Raw genomic sequence first — 20,331 nt, 5'->3', positions numbered from 1 at the left:
ACGACGTGAGCAGTATTAAATTAATCGTTGGGCTGGCAAACCCTGGCGCTGAATATGCCCAAACCCGCCACAACGCCGGTGCCTGGTATGTGGATTTATTGGCTGAACGGCATAATCAATCACTGAAAGAAGAAGCTAAATTCTTCGGTTATACCGCACGGTTAAACCTGGCAGGTCAGGATGTTCGCTTGCTGGTACCCTCTACATTTATGAATCTCAGTGGCAAAGCCGTGGTGGCGATGGCGGGATTTTATCGTATTCAGCCTGAAGAGATCTTAGTCGCCCACGATGAGCTGGATATCCCACCGGGCGCGGCAAAATTGAAATTGGGCGGCGGCAACGGCGGTCATAACGGCCTGAAAGATATTCAGAGCAAACTGGGCAACAACCCTAATTTCTATCGTTTACGCATTGGTATTGGCCATCCAGGGGATAAAAGCAAAGTTGTCGGTTTTGTGCTGGGTAAACCACCGGCGAGCGAACAGCTGTTAATTGACGAGGCCATTGACGAAGCTATCCGCTGTACTGAAGTACTGATGAAGGAGGATATCACTAAGGCGATGAATCGCCTGCACTCCTTCAAGGCTGGCGTATAAAACCTTACCGACTCCTCAGCGGATGCCTATAAATAAGCCGGGGAGCGGCTCTTTCACATTACGCAGTTTATTGCCTCATTCACCCTTATTGCACAAGGCATTAATTCCCTGCTGCCCCTCACTGGTTAATACGACACCTGAAATAATCACTCTCACTTGACCAAGAAAATTAGTGCTCTTACCATCATATTCATCAGCAATATCGCTGAGTCTATCAGTACAAAAAAGCGTATCCCATGCCACCGCCTTTCTCTTATTTTCTGACAACTCGTGACTGCGCTCAAATTTGTCGGTTGTAGCGGTAAATTTCAGCTGAATGCTGTCAAAATCCTCATATAGTCTGTTCTTCTTGTAGCCCACATATCTGACGCTTTTGCCCGACTGGTTTTCTATTTCTACGCCATATTGATCAATCAATTGGGCAAAGCCAGGCCCGGCGGGTTCAATATCTGCCGTTAAAAACCGCATTCCTACAATGCCGACCATCCCCCCTAGCAAAATCACCACTAGCCACTTATAGATGCTCATTTCCATTGGGATAATCCAAACTCAATATGCAGATAGTAATCACTAGTTATCGGACATCCGTCAGAAAACTTCAGATGGCAGAAGCGTGATCTCGGACACAGAGTTAGAAAAATCAATCACCTATCCGTCATCAAAGCGAAATCATCTCCCACCTTGAAACAGCATGATCGAGATAAATCATCATTATGTGTATAATGACGACATAAATTTTGATTACATCAACCTGTTAACCCTAACGAGTTGATTTTTAAGTTATTTAAGGTGATATAAAACATGGGATTCAAATGCGGTATTGTGGGCCTGCCTAACGTTGGTAAATCCACCCTGTTCAACGCGTTGACACAAGCGGGCATCGAAGCCGCTAACTTCCCGTTCTGCACCATTGAACCCAATACGGGTGTGGTGCCAATGCCGGACCCGCGTCTGGACCAACTGGCTGAGATTGTTAAACCACAACGTATCTTGCCAACGACCATGGAGTTTGTTGATATCGCGGGCCTGGTTAAAGGGGCATCCAAAGGCGAAGGTCTGGGTAACCAATTTCTGACCAATATCCGTGAGACCGAAGCGATTGGTCACGTGGTGCGCTGTTTTGAGAATGACAATATTATCCACGTAGCAGGGAAAGTTGATCCGGCTGATGATATTGATACCATCAATACTGAGCTGGCACTTTCTGATCTGGAAGCTTGCGAACGCGCCATGCATCGGGTTCAGAAGAGAGCTAAAGGCGGCGATAAAGACGCTAAAGCTGAACTGGAAGCGCTGGAAAAATGTCTGCCACATTTAGAGAATGCGGGCATGTTGCGGGCATTAAACCTGACTGATGAAGATAAAGCGGCGATCCGTTATTTGAGCTTCCTGACACTGAAACCAACCATGTACATTGCCAACGTCAATGAAGATGGCTTCGAAAATAACCCGTATCTGGATCAGGTCCGTGCTATTGCCGCAGCAGAAGGTTCTGTCGTGGTTGCTGTTTGCGCCGCTGTTGAATCTGATATTGCTGAACTGGAAGACGCAGACCGCGCAGAGTTTATGGCTGAGTTGGGTATTGAAGAGCCAGGTCTGAACCGTGTTATTCGTGCCGGTTATGAATTACTGAATCTGCAAACCTACTTCACTGCCGGTGTCAAAGAGGTCCGTGCCTGGACTATCCCTGTAGGTGCAACCGCGCCACAAGCTGCCGGTAAAATTCATACCGACTTCGAAAAAGGCTTTATCCGCGCTCAAACTATCGCCTTTGATGATTTCATCACCTACAGAGGTGAACAAGGCGCGAAAGAGGCGGGGAAAATGCGTTCAGAAGGTAAGGATTACATCGTAAAAGATGGCGACGTGATGAACTTCTTATTTAACGTCTAAATAGTTTTTGCTGTCTCATGAGGTTTTATTGAATCTCACGTAGAGTGACCAAATCCATAAAATCCACGCAATTGCGTGGATTTTTCATCGGGTCTCAGAATATCTCGTGGCAGCGCAGTTTTAAATGGTGAGGAGCGCAGCAGTCGGCTTGCTGGAGTGACTATTCAGCTTCAATAATGCTCATCACTTATAAGCGCCTCAATGCAAGATTTAATACCGTGGTTTTTAACTTCTTTACTGTGAATATCATTAGCCACAATAAAAACCGCGTCAGGTAAGCAAATAGCACTGTCATCGCCAGGAAATCCAGATAGAACCGTGTTTTCGATTGTTCAAAATCAAAAAATGCAAAATCTACCTGCATGAGTAAATAAGGCAGCATGCCCCGCTCAATAAACGCATAAAAACCATAGGCTGCAATGCTGAGGGAGATAGCGGGCATGAACCATGTTGCCCAAAAAGAGTGCGGCGAGATATGCCAGATTCTGCTAAAAAAGTTGGCGAGCATTTTCCAGTGCATACCTAAATGGACCGCAATGATAACCTACCCCAGTGAACACTGGTCATCTGACAGGTGTGAAACTATATTTCTCTAATGCCACAATGATAGTTGTGGCATTAGAGAGTATCATCGGAAATGTCGATATATTAATAGTGTTGGCACAACATAACTTATTGACTCTATTTCGGCTTACGACAGATTTTTGCCGAAGAACTGATCTAATTTACCCATAGCCTGATTCACATATTCCGGTTTCCAATAGGTCTCAATATGAGTTGCACCTTCAATCAGGAATAACTCTTTATCTTTCGCATTGGTCGCGCCTTTGAAGGCCTTTTCAGTCATATAAAGGGAGTCGGCTTTGCTACCCGCCATCATCAGCAGCGGCTTATTAATCAAATCCATATTACTTGCCGCATCGAATCTCATTAAGTCGAGCAGACTGCTGGCGGTGTATCTGAAGGTTGAGTTAGGGTGAGCGTGCGTTTTGCCATAGTACTCAAAACCTTGGCGATACAGGTCAAATGGCAGTTTAGCTATCTGCTCATCGGTCAGTTTGGCATCCCCTATATAGGTCACTTCACCACCCGCCGCTTCCTGTGCGCGAGCATCGGAAGCTTGTTTTAAGCGCTCTTGTATTGTCGAGAGCTGTGAATCCTGAAAGCCGTTACGTCTGACTAAACCTGAATCAAACATGCTCAATGTAGCAATAGCACTGAAACGCTTATCAGTTTGCGCCGCTTTTAATGAATAGCCGCCACCGCCACAGATACCCAACAAACCTAAACGCTCAGAGTCCACCCCGGGATATTGGGTGATGAAATCTGCCATACCGTGAATATCTTCAATACGATAGGCCGGTTTATCCACATTGCGCGGCTGACCAGCACTGGCCCCCTGATAGGCCGCATCCGCAGCAATGGTGATATAGCCCTGTTCTGCCAGACGTTGGGCATATAGGCCGGCAACTTGCTCTTTCACGCCGCCATTAGGGTGAGCCACCACCACCGCCGGGTATTTTTTTGCCGGGTCATAATTCGCTGGGGTATAAACGTTGGCCGAAATATCCAGACCATTCAATTTATAAGTTACCGGATGGATATTAACTTTGCCTTTCACGTTTTCAGTAATTGCACCGTCATAGGTTAATGTAAACGGATTTAATTTATAGTCTGCTGCCATAACCGCTCCTGATGATAGGTTAATAACTGCCGTGAGTAATAGTAAGTTGAATAATCTCATCTTCATTTGCAAGCACCTCCTAATAGGATAATAAAAACGACTCTGCCGTTCTCTTCACTTTTATTTAAAATTTTGTCACTTATATTTAAGTAGAGCGTAAAGGTTTATCGTAGTTTATAAGGAACTCCCTGACATCAGCATGACCGCCAGATAACATTTCTGTCAGTCGACCCCATAACTTTCCTGACAAAAATGTCAGGAAGATGTCAGCTTAGTGTTGGTCATGAACCGCTATAATGAGCTAAATCATCATATTTTTCTTATCCTAATGGATAAAGGGCAAACAGACATGCGGCTACTCTTGGTCGAAGATGAAGAGAAGACATCTTCCTATATCAATCGCGCACTCAGCGAACTGGGTTTTACTGTCGATGTGGCAGCCAACGGCACGGATGGGTTATATCTGGCCCTTGAGTATGATTACGATACGATTGTGCTGGATGTTATGTTGCCCGGCATGGATGGGTACAGTGTTCTTCAAGGTCTGCGGGCCAGCAAGCAAACCCCGGTGTTGATGTTATCTGCGCGCGGTTCGGTGGATGAGCGCGTCAAGGGGCTGCGTCATGGGGCGGATGATTATCTGCCGAAACCTTTTTCGCTGATTGAGTTGGTAGCCCGCATCCAGGCGTTGTTGCGGCGGCGGCCCAGCGACGGTGCCGATGTCACACAGCTGCATATTGACGATCTGCATCTCGATCTACTGGCGAGACGGGTCACCCGAGGTGGAGCGCGCCTTGAACTCACGGCAAAAGAGTTTGCCCTGCTAAGCCTGCTCGCCAGACATCAGGGAGAGATTCTGTCAAAAATGATGATTGCAGAGCAGGTCTGGGACATGAACTTTGACAGCGATGCTAACGTCGTCGAAGTGGCGATAAAACGCCTGCGGGCCAAAATGGATGCGCCCTACCCGGTCAAACTGCTACATACCGTACGAGGCATGGGCTATGTCCTTGAAACCCGGCCCGAGTAACCGGCCCAATAGAGATGATGGCGATGATTAAAGGTTCCATTTCAGGCCGACTGGCGCTGATGTTTGCCCTTGCCGCGGTGCTGATCATTTCAGTGGTCGGCATTGTGCTAAGAAGCTCCCTACATGAATCACTGCAAAAGCAGATGCATAACGAATTGCGCTTTCGGGAGTCGCTGATGGCACCATGGATAGTGTCGCGCACCACCCTGGATGGCTGGCAGACGCTGGCGAACAAATTTACCGATTTAGCCACCACTGAGGGCGGCCGTGTACAATATTGGCTGCTCAGTGATAGCCCGCAACTTCAGATAGGTGGCCCGCCGCCAAGTGGTGTCAACTGGGCCTCACTGCGCAGTGGATTCAGCAAAGTTCCTGGTGCAACCGAAGATTCATGCTCGCTATTTTTGCTAATGTCGGAGATTCCGGCCGCCGGTGAGCGCCCCGCACTGCGCTATGTCGTTGCTATCGATTCCACCCCCTATATGGGCACCCTGAATGAATTTACCCGCACGCTGATTATTATTATCGCGATTGGCGTCTCGCTGGTAGCGCTGCTGGGCTTTGTCATTGCCCGAATCGGCATGCGCCCGGTCAACAAACTCAGTAGTCAGGCCCATCACCTCGCCCCGGGCAATCATGGGCAACGTCTGGATACCGCGACGCTACCTGATGAGTTGCAAAAGCTGGCCGTCGCCTTCAATGGCGTACTGGCGCGGCAGGAGATCGCCTGGCGGCAACTTGAGAGCTTTAATGCCGATGTGGCACATGAGCTGAGAACCCCGCTGACCAATCTGATGGGCCAGACCCAGTTGGCTCTATCACGTCCACGTGACACTCAGGAGCTGGAGGATTTACTGGCCTCTAATCTGGAGGAGCTTGAGCGCATGACCTCTATCGTCAACGACATGCTGTTTCTTTCTCATGCTCAGGCTGGCGAACATGCCACCCAATTAACTGCCGTCTCTCTGCGGGAAGAGGCCTACAAAACCACAGAGTACGTCGAGCCATCATTTGCAGAAAAAAACCTCTCTATTCAGGTCGTCGGGGATATCACCGCACGGATTGATCGCCGACTATTCCACCGCTCGCTGGCAAATCTGCTGGAGAACAGCGCCCGCCATGCCGCACCCAACACCACGGTCACCGTGAGGATCACCCAGCAAAACAATCTTGCGTCTATTGCCGTCGCCAATATCGGCGAGCCTATTGCGGCTGAACATCTAAAACGGTTATTTGAGCGTTTTTATCGCGTGGATACTGCCCGTAGCCACAGTGCCACCCACCATGGACTCGGGCTTTCCATTGTCAGAGCGGTGGCAATAATGCATCGGGGAGAGGTGTTTGCCAGTAGTGAAAATGGGATTAATACCTTCGGTCTGACTCTCGCCGTCGGCAGTGAGCCGGCGGAGATCACCACCTTTAATCAACCTGATTTTAACCGCCATTCTGACAGACATGTCAGTGAACCGTCAGCCTGATGACATCAATCATCCCGTAAACTCAATTTATCGTTACTGATATATACCGCCCTTTTTTATAGGGCCGATAACCGAGGGAGAAGATGATGAAAAAATTTATTCAGCAGTGTGCTTTTTGTAGCTCCATAGCATTTTCAGGATCAATAGTATTTGCACTCCCTGCCTATGCCGCGCAGGATGCCGAGAAAAACCAGCCAGCGCAACCGTCACGAGCGCAGCAATTAATGGGCGATATTGCCCCTAAGATGGCGCAACTCACTGACGATGTGCTGTATGCCGATATCTGGGAGCGACCGCAGCTCTCAAAACGTGATCGAAGTCTGGTGACCGTCAGCGCCCTGGTGGCGATGGATCGCCCTGACCAGCTGCGTTCTCATCTGCGTCTGGCGCGCCAAAACGGCGTCACTGAAGAGGAGTTGGTCGAAACCATCACTCACCTTGCCTTCTATTCAGGCTGGCCAACAGCAGTCACGGCGATATCCATTGCCAAAGAGGTGTTTAAAGAGGGGAAATAGTTTTTACCTTCAATAGCTTAATTGGATCTCTCGCGTAAAGGATTGAATCGATATGAAAATTCTCCTCATCACACTGGCGGCACTTCTGCTGCCCGCCACCCAGGCCATCGCCGCTACGCAGGAGGCGGTGACCGTCACGCCTGCTGGCTCACAACCCACTACTATTGGTGCACCGGAGTACTTTACCGGCACGGCAAAAGTTGACTCGCGCTTTAAAGGCACTACACCTGCGCGAATCTCCGGGGGAACCGTCTCATTTGACGCCGGAGCACGGACAGCATGGCACACCCATCCCCTTGGGCAGACACTGATTGTCTCTTCCGGTACTGGTTGGGTACAGCAGTGGCAGGGGGCGGCCCAGTCAATCAAAACCGGTGATGTGGTGTGGATACCGCCGGGTGTCAAACACTGGCATGGCGCATCCGCAAAAGAGCCAATGACACATATTGCCGTTTCAGAATCACTCGATGGCAACACCGTGACCTGGATGGAGAAAGTCACTGATACCCAGTACCCACAATGAGGATATGACCTTGAAAAATCTACTAAAAACACTGGCCGCCTGTATGTTGGTTAGTGGATTAATATCGCAATCTGCATTGGCTGAACCAAGCAAACCCTTGGTTATCCAGGCGCAGGGAAGTTTTGCCGCAGGCGGCTCAGTCATGACGGCACCGGGTCAGTTTGATCCGAAAAAACCGCTAGACCCGGCAGGCCAGAGTTACCATGGCGATCACGCGGCGGTGTTCTATCAAATCCCTGAGAACCCACATAAATATCCCATTGTGATGCTACACGGTGCCGGGCAATCTTCCCGCACATGGGAAAGCACACCAGATGGTCGCGAAGGTTTTCAGAACATCTTCCTGCGCCGCGGCTTCTCGACCTATCTGGTTGATCAGCCACGTCGGGGTGATGCTGGCCGCAGCATGGTGGAAGGTGCCGTCAAACCGGTTGCGGATGAACAGTTATGGTTTAACCAGTTCCGTCTGGGTGTCTGGCCAGATCTCTTTGATGGCGTACAGTTCTCCCCGGATAAAGAGGCATTAAATCAGTACTTCCGCCAGATGACCCCCAACACCGGCCCCTTTGATATCAATGTGATTGCAGATGCTATGTCGGCGGTAGTGGATAAATCTGGCCCGGCGATTTTGTTTACCCACTCTCAGGGGGGCGGCCCTGGCTGGTTTACCGCGATGAAGAACACCAATGTAAAAGGGATAGTCGCGTTTGAACCGGGCAGCAGCTTTGTCTTTCCCGAAGGCGAAGTCCCACCGCCAACCAAAAATGCCTTTGATACTGTCAAAGGGGAGTCTGTGCCACTGGAGCAGTTTAAGGCACTGACTAAAATCCCGGTGCTTATCATCTACGGCGACAATATTCCGGATAAGCCGACTGCCCTGCCGGCCCAGGATAGCTGGCGGGCCAGACTGGCCGTTGCCCGTCAATGGCGGGATGTGGTGAATAAGCATGGCGGAGACGTGACGGTTATCCATCTGCCGGAAATTGGCATCAAAGGGAACACTCACTTCCCCTTCTCAGATCTGAATAACGTCCAAATTGCCGATCTGGTCTCTACCTTCCTGAAAGAGAAAAACCTTCAGTAATCATGCAGTAATGGCGTCGCCGGTGGCGCCATTAGGTTTTATCGCATCGTCATCATGACTATTTATGAATCTAACTAATAAAGCCATTCAGATTATAGTGTCTAATCTTATGACTGCAGCTGCGCTACTCTTTGGGTGACTAACACATCCGCACAGGAGATCACAATGAACACAGTGACATTAAATAATGGCATTCAGATACCTTTATTGGGCTTTGGCGTTTTTCAGATGACTGATCCTGCCGAGTGTGAGCGGGCAGTTATTGATGCAATTGATGTGGGATATCGTCTCATTGACACAGCAGCCTCTTATCAGAATGAAACACAAGTGGGTAATGCACTGAAACTGAGTGGTGTGGCACGCGATGAACTCTTTGTTACCACCAAACTCTGGCTACAGGACACTCACTATGAAGGGGCGAAAGCACAATTTGAGCGCTCGCTGAATCGTCTACAGCTTGATTATGTTGATCTCTATTTGATTCATCAGCCCTATGGCGATCTCCATGGTGCCTGGCGTGCCATGGAGGAGTTATATCAGGCGGGCAAAATCCGGGCGATTGGTGTTAGCAATTTTCACCCGGATCGCCTCGCGGACCTGATGGCCTTTAACAAAATTATTCCCGCAGTGAATCAAATTGAGGTCAACCCCTTCAACCAACAACTTCATGCGGTGCCGTGGATGCAAAGTCGCACCATCCAGCCCGAGGCCTGGGCACCTTTCGCTGAGGGCCGCAATGGTCTATTCCAGAACCCACGGCTAGCCGCTATTGGTGAGAAGTATGGCAAAAGTGTGGGGCAAGTTGTTCTGCGCTGGATTTATCAGCGAGGCATTGTTTCGCTGGCAAAATCAGTTCGCAAAGAGCGCATAACGGAAAACTTTAATGTGCTGGATTTTGCACTCAACGCCGTAGAGATGACACAGATAGCCGCCATGGATACCGCCACCAGCGCCTTCTTCTCCCACCGTGATCCGGCCATGGTTGAGTGGCTGACCCAACGTAAACTGGATGTTTAATCAGGAATTATCACATGCAAAAACGTATTCTTGGCAATTCGGGGCTTGAAGTCTCGGCATTAGGTTTCGGCTGTATGGGGCTGAGTCATGGTTATGGTCCTGCAACTGATACCAGGCAGGCGGTAGCGCTAATTCGCGCCGCCGTTGATCGCGGCGTCACTTTTTTTGATACCGCTGAAGTTTATGGGCCATACATCAACGAAGATGTGGTCGGTGAAGCACTCAAGCCGATGCGTGATCGGGTGGTCATTGCCACTAAATTTGGTTTTACCTTTGGTGATGATAATAAGCAGCAGATCCTGAACAGCCGCCCTGAACATATTCGCTTTGCTGTTGAAGGCTCTCTTCGCCGGTTGAAAACCGATGTTATCGACCTCCTGTACCAACACCGCGTCGATCCAGAGGTGCCGATAGAAGATGTTGCTGGTACCGTCAAGGATCTGATTGCAGAAGGGAAAGTGAAGCACTTTGGCCTTTCAGAGGCTGGCGTACAAACCATTCGTCGCGCTCATGCCATTCAGCCGGTGACTGCATTACAGAGTGAGTATTCGCTGTGGTGGCGCGAACCCGAACACGAAATCCTGCCGACACTTGAAGAGCTAGGCATCGGTTTTGTACCATTTAGCCCCTTGGGTAAAGGATTTCTAACCGGTGCCATCAAAGCGGGATCTACTTTTGGTGCCGACGATTTCAGAAGCAAAGTGCCGCGCTTTGCACCTGCTGCACTCGACGCCAACCAGCAACTGGTGACATTGATCACTGAGATTGCTAGCCAAAAAGGTGTCACACCGGCCCAGATTGCACTGGCGTGGTTACTGGCGCAAAAACCGTGGATCGTGCCCATCCCCGGCACCACTAAGCTCCATCGTCTGGAGGAGAACCTCGGTGCGATCCAGATAGCATTGAGTGCCAACGACCTGCAAAACATGGCCGCCACGCTGGAGACGGTTCGCATTCAAGGTGAGCGTTATCCTGCGGCGATGCAGGCGCGCGTGGGGCGTTAATCTTTTAGAATTATGACAATAGCGGCGCAGCCTGACATCCCTGCGCTTGCGTATATTTTGACGCTTATCGTTCAAATGTTAATATAGGGGGCTGAGGGAACGACACTTCACGATGAGAAAGGAAATTTTTTGAACCCTAAAAGCAAAATGCATTTGTGGCCAAGCTTAGCTTTATATGCAATGGCAATTTTCCTATTGGCAGGATGCTCAAGCAAATCAAATCGTGACTATGCCACACTGCCAAAAGGCAGTTACAACGATAAAACCTATACCGTCCAGCGGGGCGACACCCTCTATTTTATTGCGTGGATCAGTGACAGTGAAGTCAGTGACCTTGCGCGCATCAATAAAATTCGTCCCCCCTATCAACTAGAGATTGGGCAAAAAATTCATCTCAGCGGTTCCGCACCCGCAGGGCGTCAAGCTGCGGGTAAACGTAAATCTTCAAGTGCCGCGCTAGCCAATTCGGCGCCACCCCCTGGCGCCAATCGTTGTTGGCGCTGGCCAACTAGCGGCAAAATAATTTCGAAGTATTCCACCGCCGATGGTGGCAATAAGGGCATAGATATTGCGGGTAAACGCGGTCAGCCAGTCTACGCCTCAGCCAAAGGGCGGGTCGTCTATGTGGGAAATCAGCTGCGCGGCTATGGAAACTTAATCATGATTAAGCATGGCAATGATTTCATCACCGCTTATGCACATAATGACACTATGCTGGTCAAGAATGCGCAGGATGTGAGCGCTGGGCAAAAAATAGCCACCATGGGAAGTAGCGGGACGGATACCTTAATGTTGCACTTTCAAATCCGTTACCGCGCCACAGCCCTTGATCCCCTGCGCTATTTACCCCCTCAGGGAACATCACCTAAGTGTTGATTTATCCTACCCGTTTCAGATAACGTGATGTTTCAGAAAGGAAAAAGGCTCCTGATTAGGAGCCTTTATATTTTGGGTGCGGGTGACTTTTTTGTCACCCGCCTCCGGCGTTACGCCAGAACTTGTTTCACGAATGCTTTAATCTCTTCAACCTGACAGTTATCGAAGAAGCACTGCTGGAAACGTTCGCCGCTAACGGCAGTTTTCACCAGTTCAGGATCGATAGCACGCAGTGTATCCAAATAATTATCTTTCACTACCGCAGCTTTCACTTGATTCAAGATACCCGCGTTACGCACTTGTGGCTCTTTACGATCCAGTGGGTAGCCTTCGCCTTTCACGCCAGTGAACGCTTTTTCAAAGATATAACGTACATTCAGCTCTGCGCCCCAGCCAAAACCTTTGGCATATGGCAGTGACAGTGCATTACCATTATTAATTTGAGCAAATAGGAAAGCATCCGCTGGATCGATGCAATAGCCACACACCACGCCAGGGTGGATGTTTAATGACATCATTGCGCCCTGGCCTGTACCACAGCCAGTGACCACGAAATCAACCGCTTTAGAATTCAGCAAGATACTGGCCATGATCCCCAGATGAATATAAGTCAGGTGATGGTCGTTTTCATCACTCATACCTACGTTGTATACCGGGTACGCTTTTTCCGAGGCTACAGCATTCAGCTCTTTCAGGATTATCGCGTTTTTCGTTGCCTGACTATTTTCCATCATCAGTGCAATTTTCATTATTTTATCTCCGATTGGTCAATGACACGTGGTTCATTGAAGGTGTTATGTTTGGCTTGATTATATCGAAGATAGCACTAGTAAAACAACATTTCAATTTTAATGAAAATTAGTTCTACGCACGTCACACATCGGAATTGCTTGGGTTACGCCCCCCTATTTCCTCTTGAAATTTTGGCCACAACGGCCTTATATGGACGTTTTAAGGGGGCAAAACAGCAATCTTAGTGGTGCAACATCTCGTGAACGATGTCATCTTTATCCAATGTTATTGGGTAAAAGGTTGGCCAATTATCCATTTGTTTAAGTAATTTTTCATGTGATTCATTGCTCGTATAAATATGAAAATGCTGGGATTTTTGTGGTTTAATGATGTGGTCGCTGAATTGAACATATTTGGGTGCTTTCGAATGGGTATCTTTGCACTCAAATAGATAGCGCACACCTTTTTTCCCTGAATCGTAGTGCATTATTTTAAAACCAGAGTAGCTATATTTGCAGGAGTACACGGCTTCAGTGGTATGGAAATCAATCGTATTGTCCTCAATACCAATCATATTAACATCAGTGGCGTAACCTTTTTTGTAATACTCCCGGTACTCTTCAACACTTTTATCTTTATTTTTCTGCGACTTATGAACCAATACCGCGTCCAAATCCCCTTTTAGCAGGTAGGGATTCACTGATTGCCAAACCCCATCCCAATCGCTGAGCGCTCTATCTTTAACCTCTTGGTCTTCAAAAACGCCTTCACTTGCTTTACGTTCTGCATCCGTTTGTTGATGCTCATGCCCATGGCTATGGTTGCCGTGAGCTAATGAGTTAAAACTGCTTAGTGAGGCACAAACTCCGAGTGCAATAATGGTTCGATGGACAAGTTTTTTTGGCATGAATAGCTCCTGGTTGAATACTTAAATGTAATGTTATACTATTACATATATTGTAATCAATAGGCACCTATCTTCCAACCTAGATCTAATGAACACCCAGCTTACAGGGTAAAATTTATCGTTGTTTCATTAAGATAACCTATGTGCATTTGTATTGAGCAGATAACAAAACCATGGCAGGGATCTAGCAAATACAGGTAATTTGAGCGAGGGGTGACGACTAAATGTGTTATTTAGCAACCAAAAAACCGCCTAGGCAAAATTTATCTAGAGAAGAGACGCAGTATAAAGCAGTCAAAGAGTGTAGCCCACGGTCTGTCTGTGGGCATTAATCACATAAATCTGAATTATATTAATATGATAAATCAATGCCTGATATCGATGGTCAGCGGCAAAAAGGATGGAAGTGATAGATAAGTTATCGCTCTGAAAACAGATCCACCCACAACAAGCAACTATCCGCCACGAGCGGTTGTAGTTGCCCCCCTTTGATTGTAGGCAGCCACCAACAGCCCTGTGAAACAGTTAGTTCGTGGGTTGCGGTGTGATTGATGAGCCATTTCCCTTTCACCACATAGAGAAGTCCTGCATGGGATGCGGGTAATTCCCGTGCCGAACTCACCGCAGTTACTGAGGACTGCCAACAGCCTCGCCGAGTCATAATATTAAAATCTTGGCTGCTCCCACCTAGTAGCTGCGCATGAATAGGAGTATCGCCGGGAAAAGCAAAAGGTTGTAATGGCAGTGAGAGTGTATGAGCTTCCCAGTCTGGGCTGGAGAGTACAACGCCCTCTCCTGAGAGTAACGTAATTGACCGGTCGATATTTGGGAATAGCGAAAACGGGCCATCTTGTTCAATCGTCGCGATACTGGCGCGCCAGGCAAAATCATCTCCCCCGACTGGCCAGCATGCAATTTCACGGGTTTCTCCGCCCCCATTTCGCCAACGACTAACCGGTAAACTGGCAAAGTCAAAAACGGTAAAGCTCATCAGACCTCCTGTTGACAGGCTTTCAGTACAGCTAGAAAAGCCTGTGCAGTTTGCTGTTGCAGTGGATGATATCTATCCACTATTACCGCTTTACCCGCCACATAAACATCTCGAATTTGCGATTTGCCCCCCGCAAATAACCAACGGTTCAGCAAAGAAGCTGATTCTGTACCGGCAATATAGGGATCATCACCATCCAAAACTAGCCAGTCTGCACGATAGCCTTCAGCTAACTGGCTAATTTTGCTGGCACAAGCCTGCCGCCCGCCCGCTAGCGCTTGCGTATAAAGTAAGTCAGCAACAGCAGGAAGCTGCTCACTGGTCAGGCGATTACGCCGTTGATCACGCAAACGCTGACCATATTCCAACCACCGTAACTCCTCCACCACATCCAGTGAAACGTGACTATCCGACCCTATACCCCAGCGCCCCTGATACTGTAGATAGTCAACACCAGGGAAAATACCATCCCCCAAATTCGCTTCTGTGGTTGGGCATAACCCTGCAACTGCCTGACTTTTAGCCAGGCGCACAAGCTCTGACTCATCCAGATGGGTAGCATGAATCAAACACCAACGGCTATCGACAGGCAAATGGTCATACAGCCATGCAACAGGCCGCTGCCCACTCCACTCCATGCAGTCATTAACTTCTTTTTGCTGCTCTGCAATGTGGATATGTACCGGTAATTGCTTATCTGAGGCATGAAGCACCTCCTGCATTTGGCTTAACTCCACAGCGCGTAGCGAGTGGAAACATAAACCCTGATTTTGCAGCGGCTGGTTAGCAAGCTGTTTACTGATAATTTGCTGCTGTTTGAGATAACTTTCAGTGCCCTGAATAAAACGACGCTGCCCCCGTTGAGCCGGTTGGGCACCAAAACCCGCATAGCTGTACAATACCGGCAGCAGAGTCATCCCGATCCCAGCCTCTTGTGCTGCCTGACTCAGCTGTGACGTCATTTCACCCGGATCGCTGTATGGGTGACCGTCAGTGTCGTGATGTAAATAATGAAACTCCGCAACCTGGGTATAGCCACCTTTCAGCATTTCGATATACAACTGGCGCGCTATCACACCGATATGTTCCGGTGTCAATTGCTGTACCAGCCGATACATCAGATCCCGCCAAGTCCAGAAACTGTCCTGCGGATTACCCGCAATTTCTGCCAGCCCTGACATCATGCGCTGAAAAGCGTGTGAGTGAAGATTTGGCATACCGGGTACGATGGGCCCTGATAAAATCTGACAACCTGCATCACTGCTCCCAGGACAAATACGCTGAATGACCCCCTGTTCATTGACAGTGATCTGCACATTCGTTGCCCATCCATCAGGTAAAAAAGCACGCTTGGTAAAATAAACTGGCATAGCGATGTCCCAATATTTTGTTCAGAGTCAAACGCGCTAGCAGCAGCGGCGTCAATTAATTAAACCATCCACTTGTATATACATATACATACGCTAAATTGAACCTTAGACTTAACATATGATTTTATTATTTGACGAGGTTAACGCCGTGGCGGAACAGCCAGCAGTCTTACAATTAAGTGCCGCAATGGACGATACTCCTGCGCCAATTTACCAGCGAGTGAAGCTGGCTATCATTCGTCAAATCAGAACCGGCATCTGGCAGCCCCACCAGCGTATTCCCTCTGAAAGTGAGCTGGTTACCGAGTTAGGGGTCAGCCGGATGACCATTAACCGCGCACTACGTGAACTGACCAGCGAAGGTTTCCTCATCCGCATGCAAGGTGTAGGAACCTTTGTTGCTGAGGCAAAAGCGCACAGCGCCTTGCTAGAAGTTCATAATATTGCTGATGAAATTACAGCTCGAGGCCACAGACACAGCAGTAAAATCTTGCAACTAGAGGCCCGCCCAGCAACTCCTGAAGAAGCAATAACTTTAGCTATTCACCCCGGACAACCCCTGTTCTACTCGCAAATTGTTCATTATGAGAATGACGTTCCCATTCAGGTCGAAAACCGTTGCGTCAATCCCAATACTGCACCCGACTACATGAAGCAGGATTTCAATCTGATAACGCCTTACAGCTACCTCACCCAAGTGGCCCCGCTCACTGAGGGTGAACATATTGTTGAGGCGGTGATCCCAAGCCCTATCGAACGACAACTGCTGCAACTGGATGAACATGAACCCTGCCTGTTGATTCGCCGTCGAACCTGGTATGGAAAAGCCATCGTGACCGCGGCTCAACTGCTCTATCCAGGTTCTCGCTATCAGCTCTATGGTCGTTTTACCCCACAAGGCACCGTGACGTCCTGAACAATTTTTTTTCTCTGCGAGAACTGCGAAGTGTTACGCAATTGTTGAAATCCCTATCTTGCTGATAGTGAATTTATGCGCTAGGTTGTCCATGATTGTATATACAACTTAATTTCGTCTGTTTTTTGGGGAGTGAGATTGTGTCAGAAATTCACTGCGACAGCCTGTGGTACGGCGCCGACATCGTGACCATGTGTGGTGGGAAGTATCACCTGATACCGCAAGGTGCGATGGCGGTGACTGACGGTAAAATAGTCTGGATTGGGCCACATAGCGAATTACCCGCATTCAGTGCCTCACGTGAAGTCGCCTATCAAGGTGGCCTGATTACCCCCGGATTGATTGATTGCCATACTCATCTGGTTTTTGGTGGTGATCGCAGCGCCGAATTTGAGCAACGCCTTAATGGCGTTAGTTATGCCGAAATTGCGGCCAAAGGCGGCGGCATTATCTCCACTGTCAAAGCCACGCGAAATACCAGCGAACAGCAACTGCTGGAACAAGCTCTATTTCGCCTAAAACCGCTGCTTGCAGAGGGCGTAACCTGCATTGAGATTAAGTCCGGTTATGGCCTTGACCTTGAAAGTGAAATGAAAATGTTGCGGGTTGCTCGTCAGTTAGGTGAATTACTGCCTGTCACGGTTAAAACAACTTGTCTGGCAGCCCACGCTTTACCGCCTGAATTTGCAGGTCGAGCTGATGACTATATTGATTTCGTTTGCCATACCATTATTCCGCAAGTTGCCGCAGAGGGAGTGGCAGATGCCGTTGACGCTTTTTGTGAGCATCTGGCATTTTCACCCGCGCAAGTTGAACGCGTATTTCTGGCCGCACAGCAAGCAGGTTTACCCGTCAAGCTACATGCTGAACAGCTCTCTGCACTGAATGGCAGCACACTGGCCGCCAAATATCATGCGCTCTCAGCCGATCATCTCGAATATGTAACCGAGTCAGATGTTCAGGCAATGGCTAAAGCGGGAACTGTCGCAGTGTTGCTGCCGGGGGCCTATTATCTATTGCGGGAAACACAGTGCCCGCCAATCGAACTGTTCCGCCAATATAGGGTACCAATGGCCTTAGCCAGTGATGCTAACCCAGGAACATCCCCTGCACTCTCCTTGCGTTTGATGCTTAATATGGCGTGCACACTATTCCGCATGACCCCAGAAGAAGCGCTGGCAGGAGTGACTTGTCATGCCGCTCAGGCTCTTGGTCTGCAAGAGAGCCAGGGCACGCTGGAAACAGGTAAATTAGCGAACTGGGTTCATTGGTCATTATCTCACCCTGCCGAATTGGCTTACTGGCTGGGTGGCCAATTACCTGCGACTGTCGTTTTCCAAGGGGAGACGCGCCCATGAATATCACCGACCCTTTGAGCTTCTGCGCGGGTAAACTGCCGCTATTAATCAGCATTCCTCATGCAGGAACACGGCTGACGCCTGCCGTTGCAGCGGGTCTGTCAGACGCGGCTCGCCCTTTATCCGATACCGATTGGCATATTCCTCGTCTCTATGACTTTGCCCATGAAATGGGGGCCAGCCTAGTGATCGGTAATTACTCTCGCTTGGTGGTTGATCTCAATCGACCAGAGGATGATCAGCCGCTATATACCACCGCAACGACTGGCTTGTTCCCTGAAACACTTTTCGATGGCCGTCCTTGCTTTATGCCGGGTAAAACGCCGTCACCGCAAGAGCGTCAATCTTACCTGCAACATATTTGGCGCCCCTATCATCAGCAACTTCAATCAGAGTTGGTTCGCCTTAAAAACCAGTTTGGCTATGTGTTGCTGTTAGATGCTCACTCGATTGCATCGGTTATCCCGAGATTGTTTGAGGGGCGACTACCAGATTTGAACTTTGGTACTAACAGTGGGGCCAGCTGTGCACAGTCATTAAGCGAGCAGTTGCTTGAATGTTGTCAGCATCACTCCTCATTTAGCCATATATTAAATGGTCGTTTTAAAGGGGGGCATATCACTCGAGCCTATGGCTTACCTCAGCAGCATCAACACGCAGTACAGTTGGAGTTATCGCAGCTCAACTATATGTCTGAAACCGAACCTTATCCCTACCTGCCAGAGCGGGCAACTCATTTACAACAATTACTCCAACAGCTGATTAATAGAATGTTGTTATGGGGCGAGAGCTATTATCAGCGCTGAATGATCGTAAGTAATTTTCCATCATTTATTGGAATGATTGAATTGATAGTGATTATTGAAAAGCAAAAAAGGCGGGGGTTATCCCGCCTTTTTAATTCACCAATTTCCGACACAGAAAAGGGCAATAACAACTGCTTAAATTAACTTAGAAACGGTAAGTCAAGTTAACTGCAACAGTATCATCAGTACCCAGACCCAGTGGGTTGTTTTCATCCAGCAAGTTAATCTGGTAGTCAACATAGGTGAACATGTTTTTGTTGATGTAGTAAGTCACACCGATTTCAGCATATTTCAGCAAATCAGCATCACCTACAGCTGACAGGTCTTTGCCTTTAGACTGAACATAAGCGATTGATGGGCGAATACCATTTTCGAACTGGTACTGAGCAACCAATTCTACGTTCTGAGTTTTGTTGGCGATCAATGCTTTATATGGGGTCATGTTCAGCGTTTCGCCGTACATTGCTGCGATGTAAACCTGGTTTGCATCGTATTTCAGCGCAGTTGCCCAAGCTTGAGCTTTGTCACCGGTAGCGCTGTCAGCCAGATTTTTCTGACCCAGAGTACGGTTGGAAGAGGAGTATGCCGCTACAAAGCCAACACCGCTGCCTTCAATATCTTGATAATCAACAGATAAACCAAAACCGTCGCCGTTAGCTTTCTGAATTGCGCGCTCGTTCTTAGTGGTATCGCCATCATCATTGCGGCCTTGATACTGCGCTGCAATGTTCAGACCTTTTACCAGACCGAAGAAGTCAGAATTACGGTAAGTTGCCAGGCCGGTGGAGCGGCCAGTCATGTAGTTATCGGTGTAAGCAATTGAGTCGCCACCGAATTCTGGCAGCATGTCGGTGTAAGCCAGTGCATCATAAACTACACCGTAGTTACGGCCGTAATCAAAAGAGCCAAATTCAGCAAATTTCAAACCAGCAAAGCCCAGACGGGTTTTATTGCCTTTATCGCCCTGAGATTCGGCATTGCTTGCTGCAACGTTATATTCCCACTGGCCGAAACCGGTCAGTTGGCTATTAATTTGTGTTTCGCCTTTAAAGCCAAAACGAACATAAGTCGCATCTGAGTTATTATGATTAGTAAAAAGGTATTTAGCGGCTACGCGACCATAAAGATCCAGTTTGTTGCCATCTTTATTATAAATCTCTGCTGCGTTTGACAGAGTCGGAACCATACTCAAGGTGACCGCTAAGGCCAGCACACTGCGCTTCATCATTATTTTTTCCTTTAAATTTTAATAAAATTAACCCGCCGGGCTAAATTGGTTTTAGCCTCATAAAAGTTAATTTTTAATTTTTTATAGTTACCTGTCTTGTAAAGCGAATAGACATTATCACTAAGCACGAAAAGTTAAAACGGTAAATTTGAAGATATATACGTTTAAACAGGTAATCAATTGTAACAAAATGTATTTTAATGAACTTTTATAACACATTGATTATAATGGATTTTAAGTAATTACATATAACCAAAATAGTGCATTAGCACTAATTTAGTGCAAAGTCATTTCTATTTGTTTCTTTTTTGTTCTATTTGACA

General features: G+C 48.2%; 20 protein-coding genes and 1 pseudogene. 13 read left to right on the top strand and 8 right to left on the bottom strand.

Going from position 1 to position 20,331, the window contains the following annotated elements; all coding sequences use genetic code 11:
• Window positions 1-5 precede the first annotated feature (5 nt).
• The gene (gene pth, locus FFE93_RS09140) at window positions 6-596 is read left to right on the top strand and encodes an aminoacyl-tRNA hydrolase (RefSeq protein WP_005271999.1); all 591 of its coding nucleotides are present in this window, start codon (window positions 6-8) and stop codon (window positions 594-596) included.
• 75 nt (window positions 597-671) lie between these two features.
• Here the strand turns inward: pth and FFE93_RS09135 are convergent, their stop codons facing one another.
• Window positions 672-1,130, bottom strand: coding sequence for a hypothetical protein (locus FFE93_RS09135; RefSeq protein WP_005271997.1), 459 nt, complete (start codon window positions 1,128-1,130; stop codon window positions 672-674).
• 267 nt (window positions 1,131-1,397) lie between these two features.
• On the opposite strand from FFE93_RS09135, the gene ychF reads away from it, so the two are divergent.
• The gene (ychF, locus tag FFE93_RS09130) at window positions 1,398-2,489 is read left to right on the top strand and encodes a redox-regulated ATPase YchF (protein WP_005271995.1); all 1,092 of its coding nucleotides are present in this window, start codon (window positions 1,398-1,400) and stop codon (window positions 2,487-2,489) included.
• Between the two features lie 187 nt (window positions 2,490-2,676).
• Here the strand turns inward: ychF and FFE93_RS09125 are convergent.
• A pseudogene (locus FFE93_RS09125) lies at window positions 2,677-3,056 on the bottom strand (hypothetical protein); the annotation flags it as partial.
• Window positions 3,057-3,180: 124 nt separating this feature from the next.
• Window positions 3,181-4,239 carry an alpha/beta hydrolase gene (locus FFE93_RS09120; RefSeq protein ID WP_057646777.1) on the bottom strand — a complete coding sequence of 353 codons (1,059 nt, stop codon included), beginning with the start codon at window positions 4,237-4,239 and terminating at the stop codon, window positions 3,181-3,183.
• A 283-nt stretch (window positions 4,240-4,522) separates the two neighbouring features.
• Here FFE93_RS09120 and FFE93_RS09115 point away from each other — a divergent pair, with 283 nt between their 5' ends.
• The 8 genes from FFE93_RS09115 (at window position 4,523) to actS (ending at window position 11,700) form a co-directional block, all read left to right on the top strand.
• Complete coding sequence (locus FFE93_RS09115; protein ID WP_032896900.1) at window positions 4,523-5,203, top strand: heavy metal response regulator transcription factor; 681 nt, start codon at window positions 4,523-4,525, stop codon at window positions 5,201-5,203.
• 23 nt (window positions 5,204-5,226) lie between these two features.
• Window positions 5,227-6,681, top strand: coding sequence for a heavy metal sensor histidine kinase (locus FFE93_RS09110; protein ID WP_138775220.1), 1,455 nt, complete (start codon window positions 5,227-5,229; stop codon window positions 6,679-6,681).
• A gap of 83 nt (window positions 6,682-6,764) precedes the next feature.
• Entirely contained in the window at window positions 6,765-7,196 is a 432-nt protein-coding gene (locus FFE93_RS09105; protein ID WP_005271983.1) for a carboxymuconolactone decarboxylase family protein, read from the top strand.
• Between the two features lie 52 nt (window positions 7,197-7,248).
• Window positions 7,249-7,719 carry a cupin domain-containing protein gene (locus tag FFE93_RS09100; protein WP_005271981.1) on the top strand — a complete coding sequence of 157 codons (471 nt, stop codon included), beginning with the start codon at window positions 7,249-7,251 and terminating at the stop codon, window positions 7,717-7,719.
• A gap of 10 nt (window positions 7,720-7,729) precedes the next feature.
• Complete coding sequence (locus FFE93_RS09095; protein ID WP_032896897.1) at window positions 7,730-8,803, top strand: alpha/beta hydrolase; 1,074 nt, start codon at window positions 7,730-7,732, stop codon at window positions 8,801-8,803.
• A gap of 165 nt (window positions 8,804-8,968) precedes the next feature.
• A complete protein-coding gene (locus FFE93_RS09090; RefSeq protein WP_005271975.1) occupies window positions 8,969-9,820 on the top strand; it encodes an aldo/keto reductase in 852 nt (283 codons plus the stop codon).
• 14 nt (window positions 9,821-9,834) lie between these two features.
• Window positions 9,835-10,824 (top strand): aldo/keto reductase, encoded by a 990-nt coding sequence (locus tag FFE93_RS09085; RefSeq protein WP_049602500.1) that lies wholly within the window; start codon window positions 9,835-9,837, stop codon window positions 10,822-10,824.
• Window positions 10,825-10,971: 147 nt separating this feature from the next.
• Window positions 10,972-11,700 carry an amidase activator ActS gene (gene actS, locus FFE93_RS09080; protein WP_032896870.1) on the top strand — a complete coding sequence of 243 codons (729 nt, stop codon included), beginning with the start codon at window positions 10,972-10,974 and terminating at the stop codon, window positions 11,698-11,700.
• 110 nt (window positions 11,701-11,810) lie between these two features.
• Here the strand turns inward: actS and FFE93_RS09075 are convergent, their stop codons facing one another.
• From FFE93_RS09075 to FFE93_RS09060, 4 genes are all read right to left on the bottom strand, one after another.
• Window positions 11,811-12,449 carry an RpiB/LacA/LacB family sugar-phosphate isomerase gene (locus FFE93_RS09075; RefSeq protein WP_005271968.1) on the bottom strand — a complete coding sequence of 213 codons (639 nt, stop codon included), beginning with the start codon at window positions 12,447-12,449 and terminating at the stop codon, window positions 11,811-11,813.
• A 224-nt stretch (window positions 12,450-12,673) separates the two neighbouring features.
• Window positions 12,674-13,339 carry a metal-binding protein ZinT gene (gene zinT, locus FFE93_RS09070; RefSeq protein ID WP_005271966.1) on the bottom strand — a complete coding sequence of 222 codons (666 nt, stop codon included), beginning with the start codon at window positions 13,337-13,339 and terminating at the stop codon, window positions 12,674-12,676.
• A gap of 418 nt (window positions 13,340-13,757) precedes the next feature.
• On the bottom strand, window positions 13,758-14,330 hold the full coding sequence (locus tag FFE93_RS09065; protein ID WP_032896867.1) for a HutD family protein: 573 nt from the start codon (window positions 14,328-14,330) through the stop codon (window positions 13,758-13,760).
• Entirely contained in the window at window positions 14,330-15,700 is a 1,371-nt protein-coding gene (locus FFE93_RS09060) for a formimidoylglutamate deiminase (protein ID WP_138775055.1), read from the bottom strand. The genes FFE93_RS09065 and FFE93_RS09060 overlap by 1 nt, the downstream gene beginning before the upstream one ends.
• 148 nt (window positions 15,701-15,848) lie before the next feature.
• Here FFE93_RS09060 and hutC point away from each other — a divergent pair, with 148 nt between their 5' ends.
• From hutC to hutG, 3 genes are all read left to right on the top strand, one after another.
• Window positions 15,849-16,616 (top strand): histidine utilization repressor, encoded by a 768-nt coding sequence (gene hutC, locus FFE93_RS09055; RefSeq protein ID WP_049602509.1) that lies wholly within the window; start codon window positions 15,849-15,851, stop codon window positions 16,614-16,616.
• A 137-nt stretch (window positions 16,617-16,753) separates the two neighbouring features.
• Window positions 16,754-17,974 (top strand): imidazolonepropionase, encoded by a 1,221-nt coding sequence (hutI, locus tag FFE93_RS09050; RefSeq protein WP_049602508.1) that lies wholly within the window; start codon window positions 16,754-16,756, stop codon window positions 17,972-17,974.
• Window positions 17,971-18,780 carry an N-formylglutamate deformylase gene (gene hutG, locus FFE93_RS09045; RefSeq protein WP_032896865.1) on the top strand — a complete coding sequence of 270 codons (810 nt, stop codon included), beginning with the start codon at window positions 17,971-17,973 and terminating at the stop codon, window positions 18,778-18,780. The genes hutI and hutG overlap by 4 nt, the downstream gene beginning before the upstream one ends.
• A 145-nt stretch (window positions 18,781-18,925) precedes the next feature.
• On the opposite strand, the gene FFE93_RS09040 is transcribed toward hutG, so the two are convergent.
• Window positions 18,926-20,008: a porin gene (locus FFE93_RS09040; protein WP_005271953.1), complete on the bottom strand. Its 1,083-nt coding sequence runs from the start codon at window positions 20,006-20,008 to the stop codon at window positions 18,926-18,928.
• Between the last annotated feature and the right edge of the window lie 323 nt (window positions 20,009-20,331).

This window comes from Yersinia sp. KBS0713, assembly GCF_005937895.2.
Taxonomy (GTDB): Bacteria; Pseudomonadota; Gammaproteobacteria; order Enterobacterales; family Enterobacteriaceae; genus Yersinia; species Yersinia bercovieri.
The sequence above is the reverse complement of the archived record's forward strand: the minus strand, read 5'-3'. Positions and strand labels throughout refer to the sequence as shown.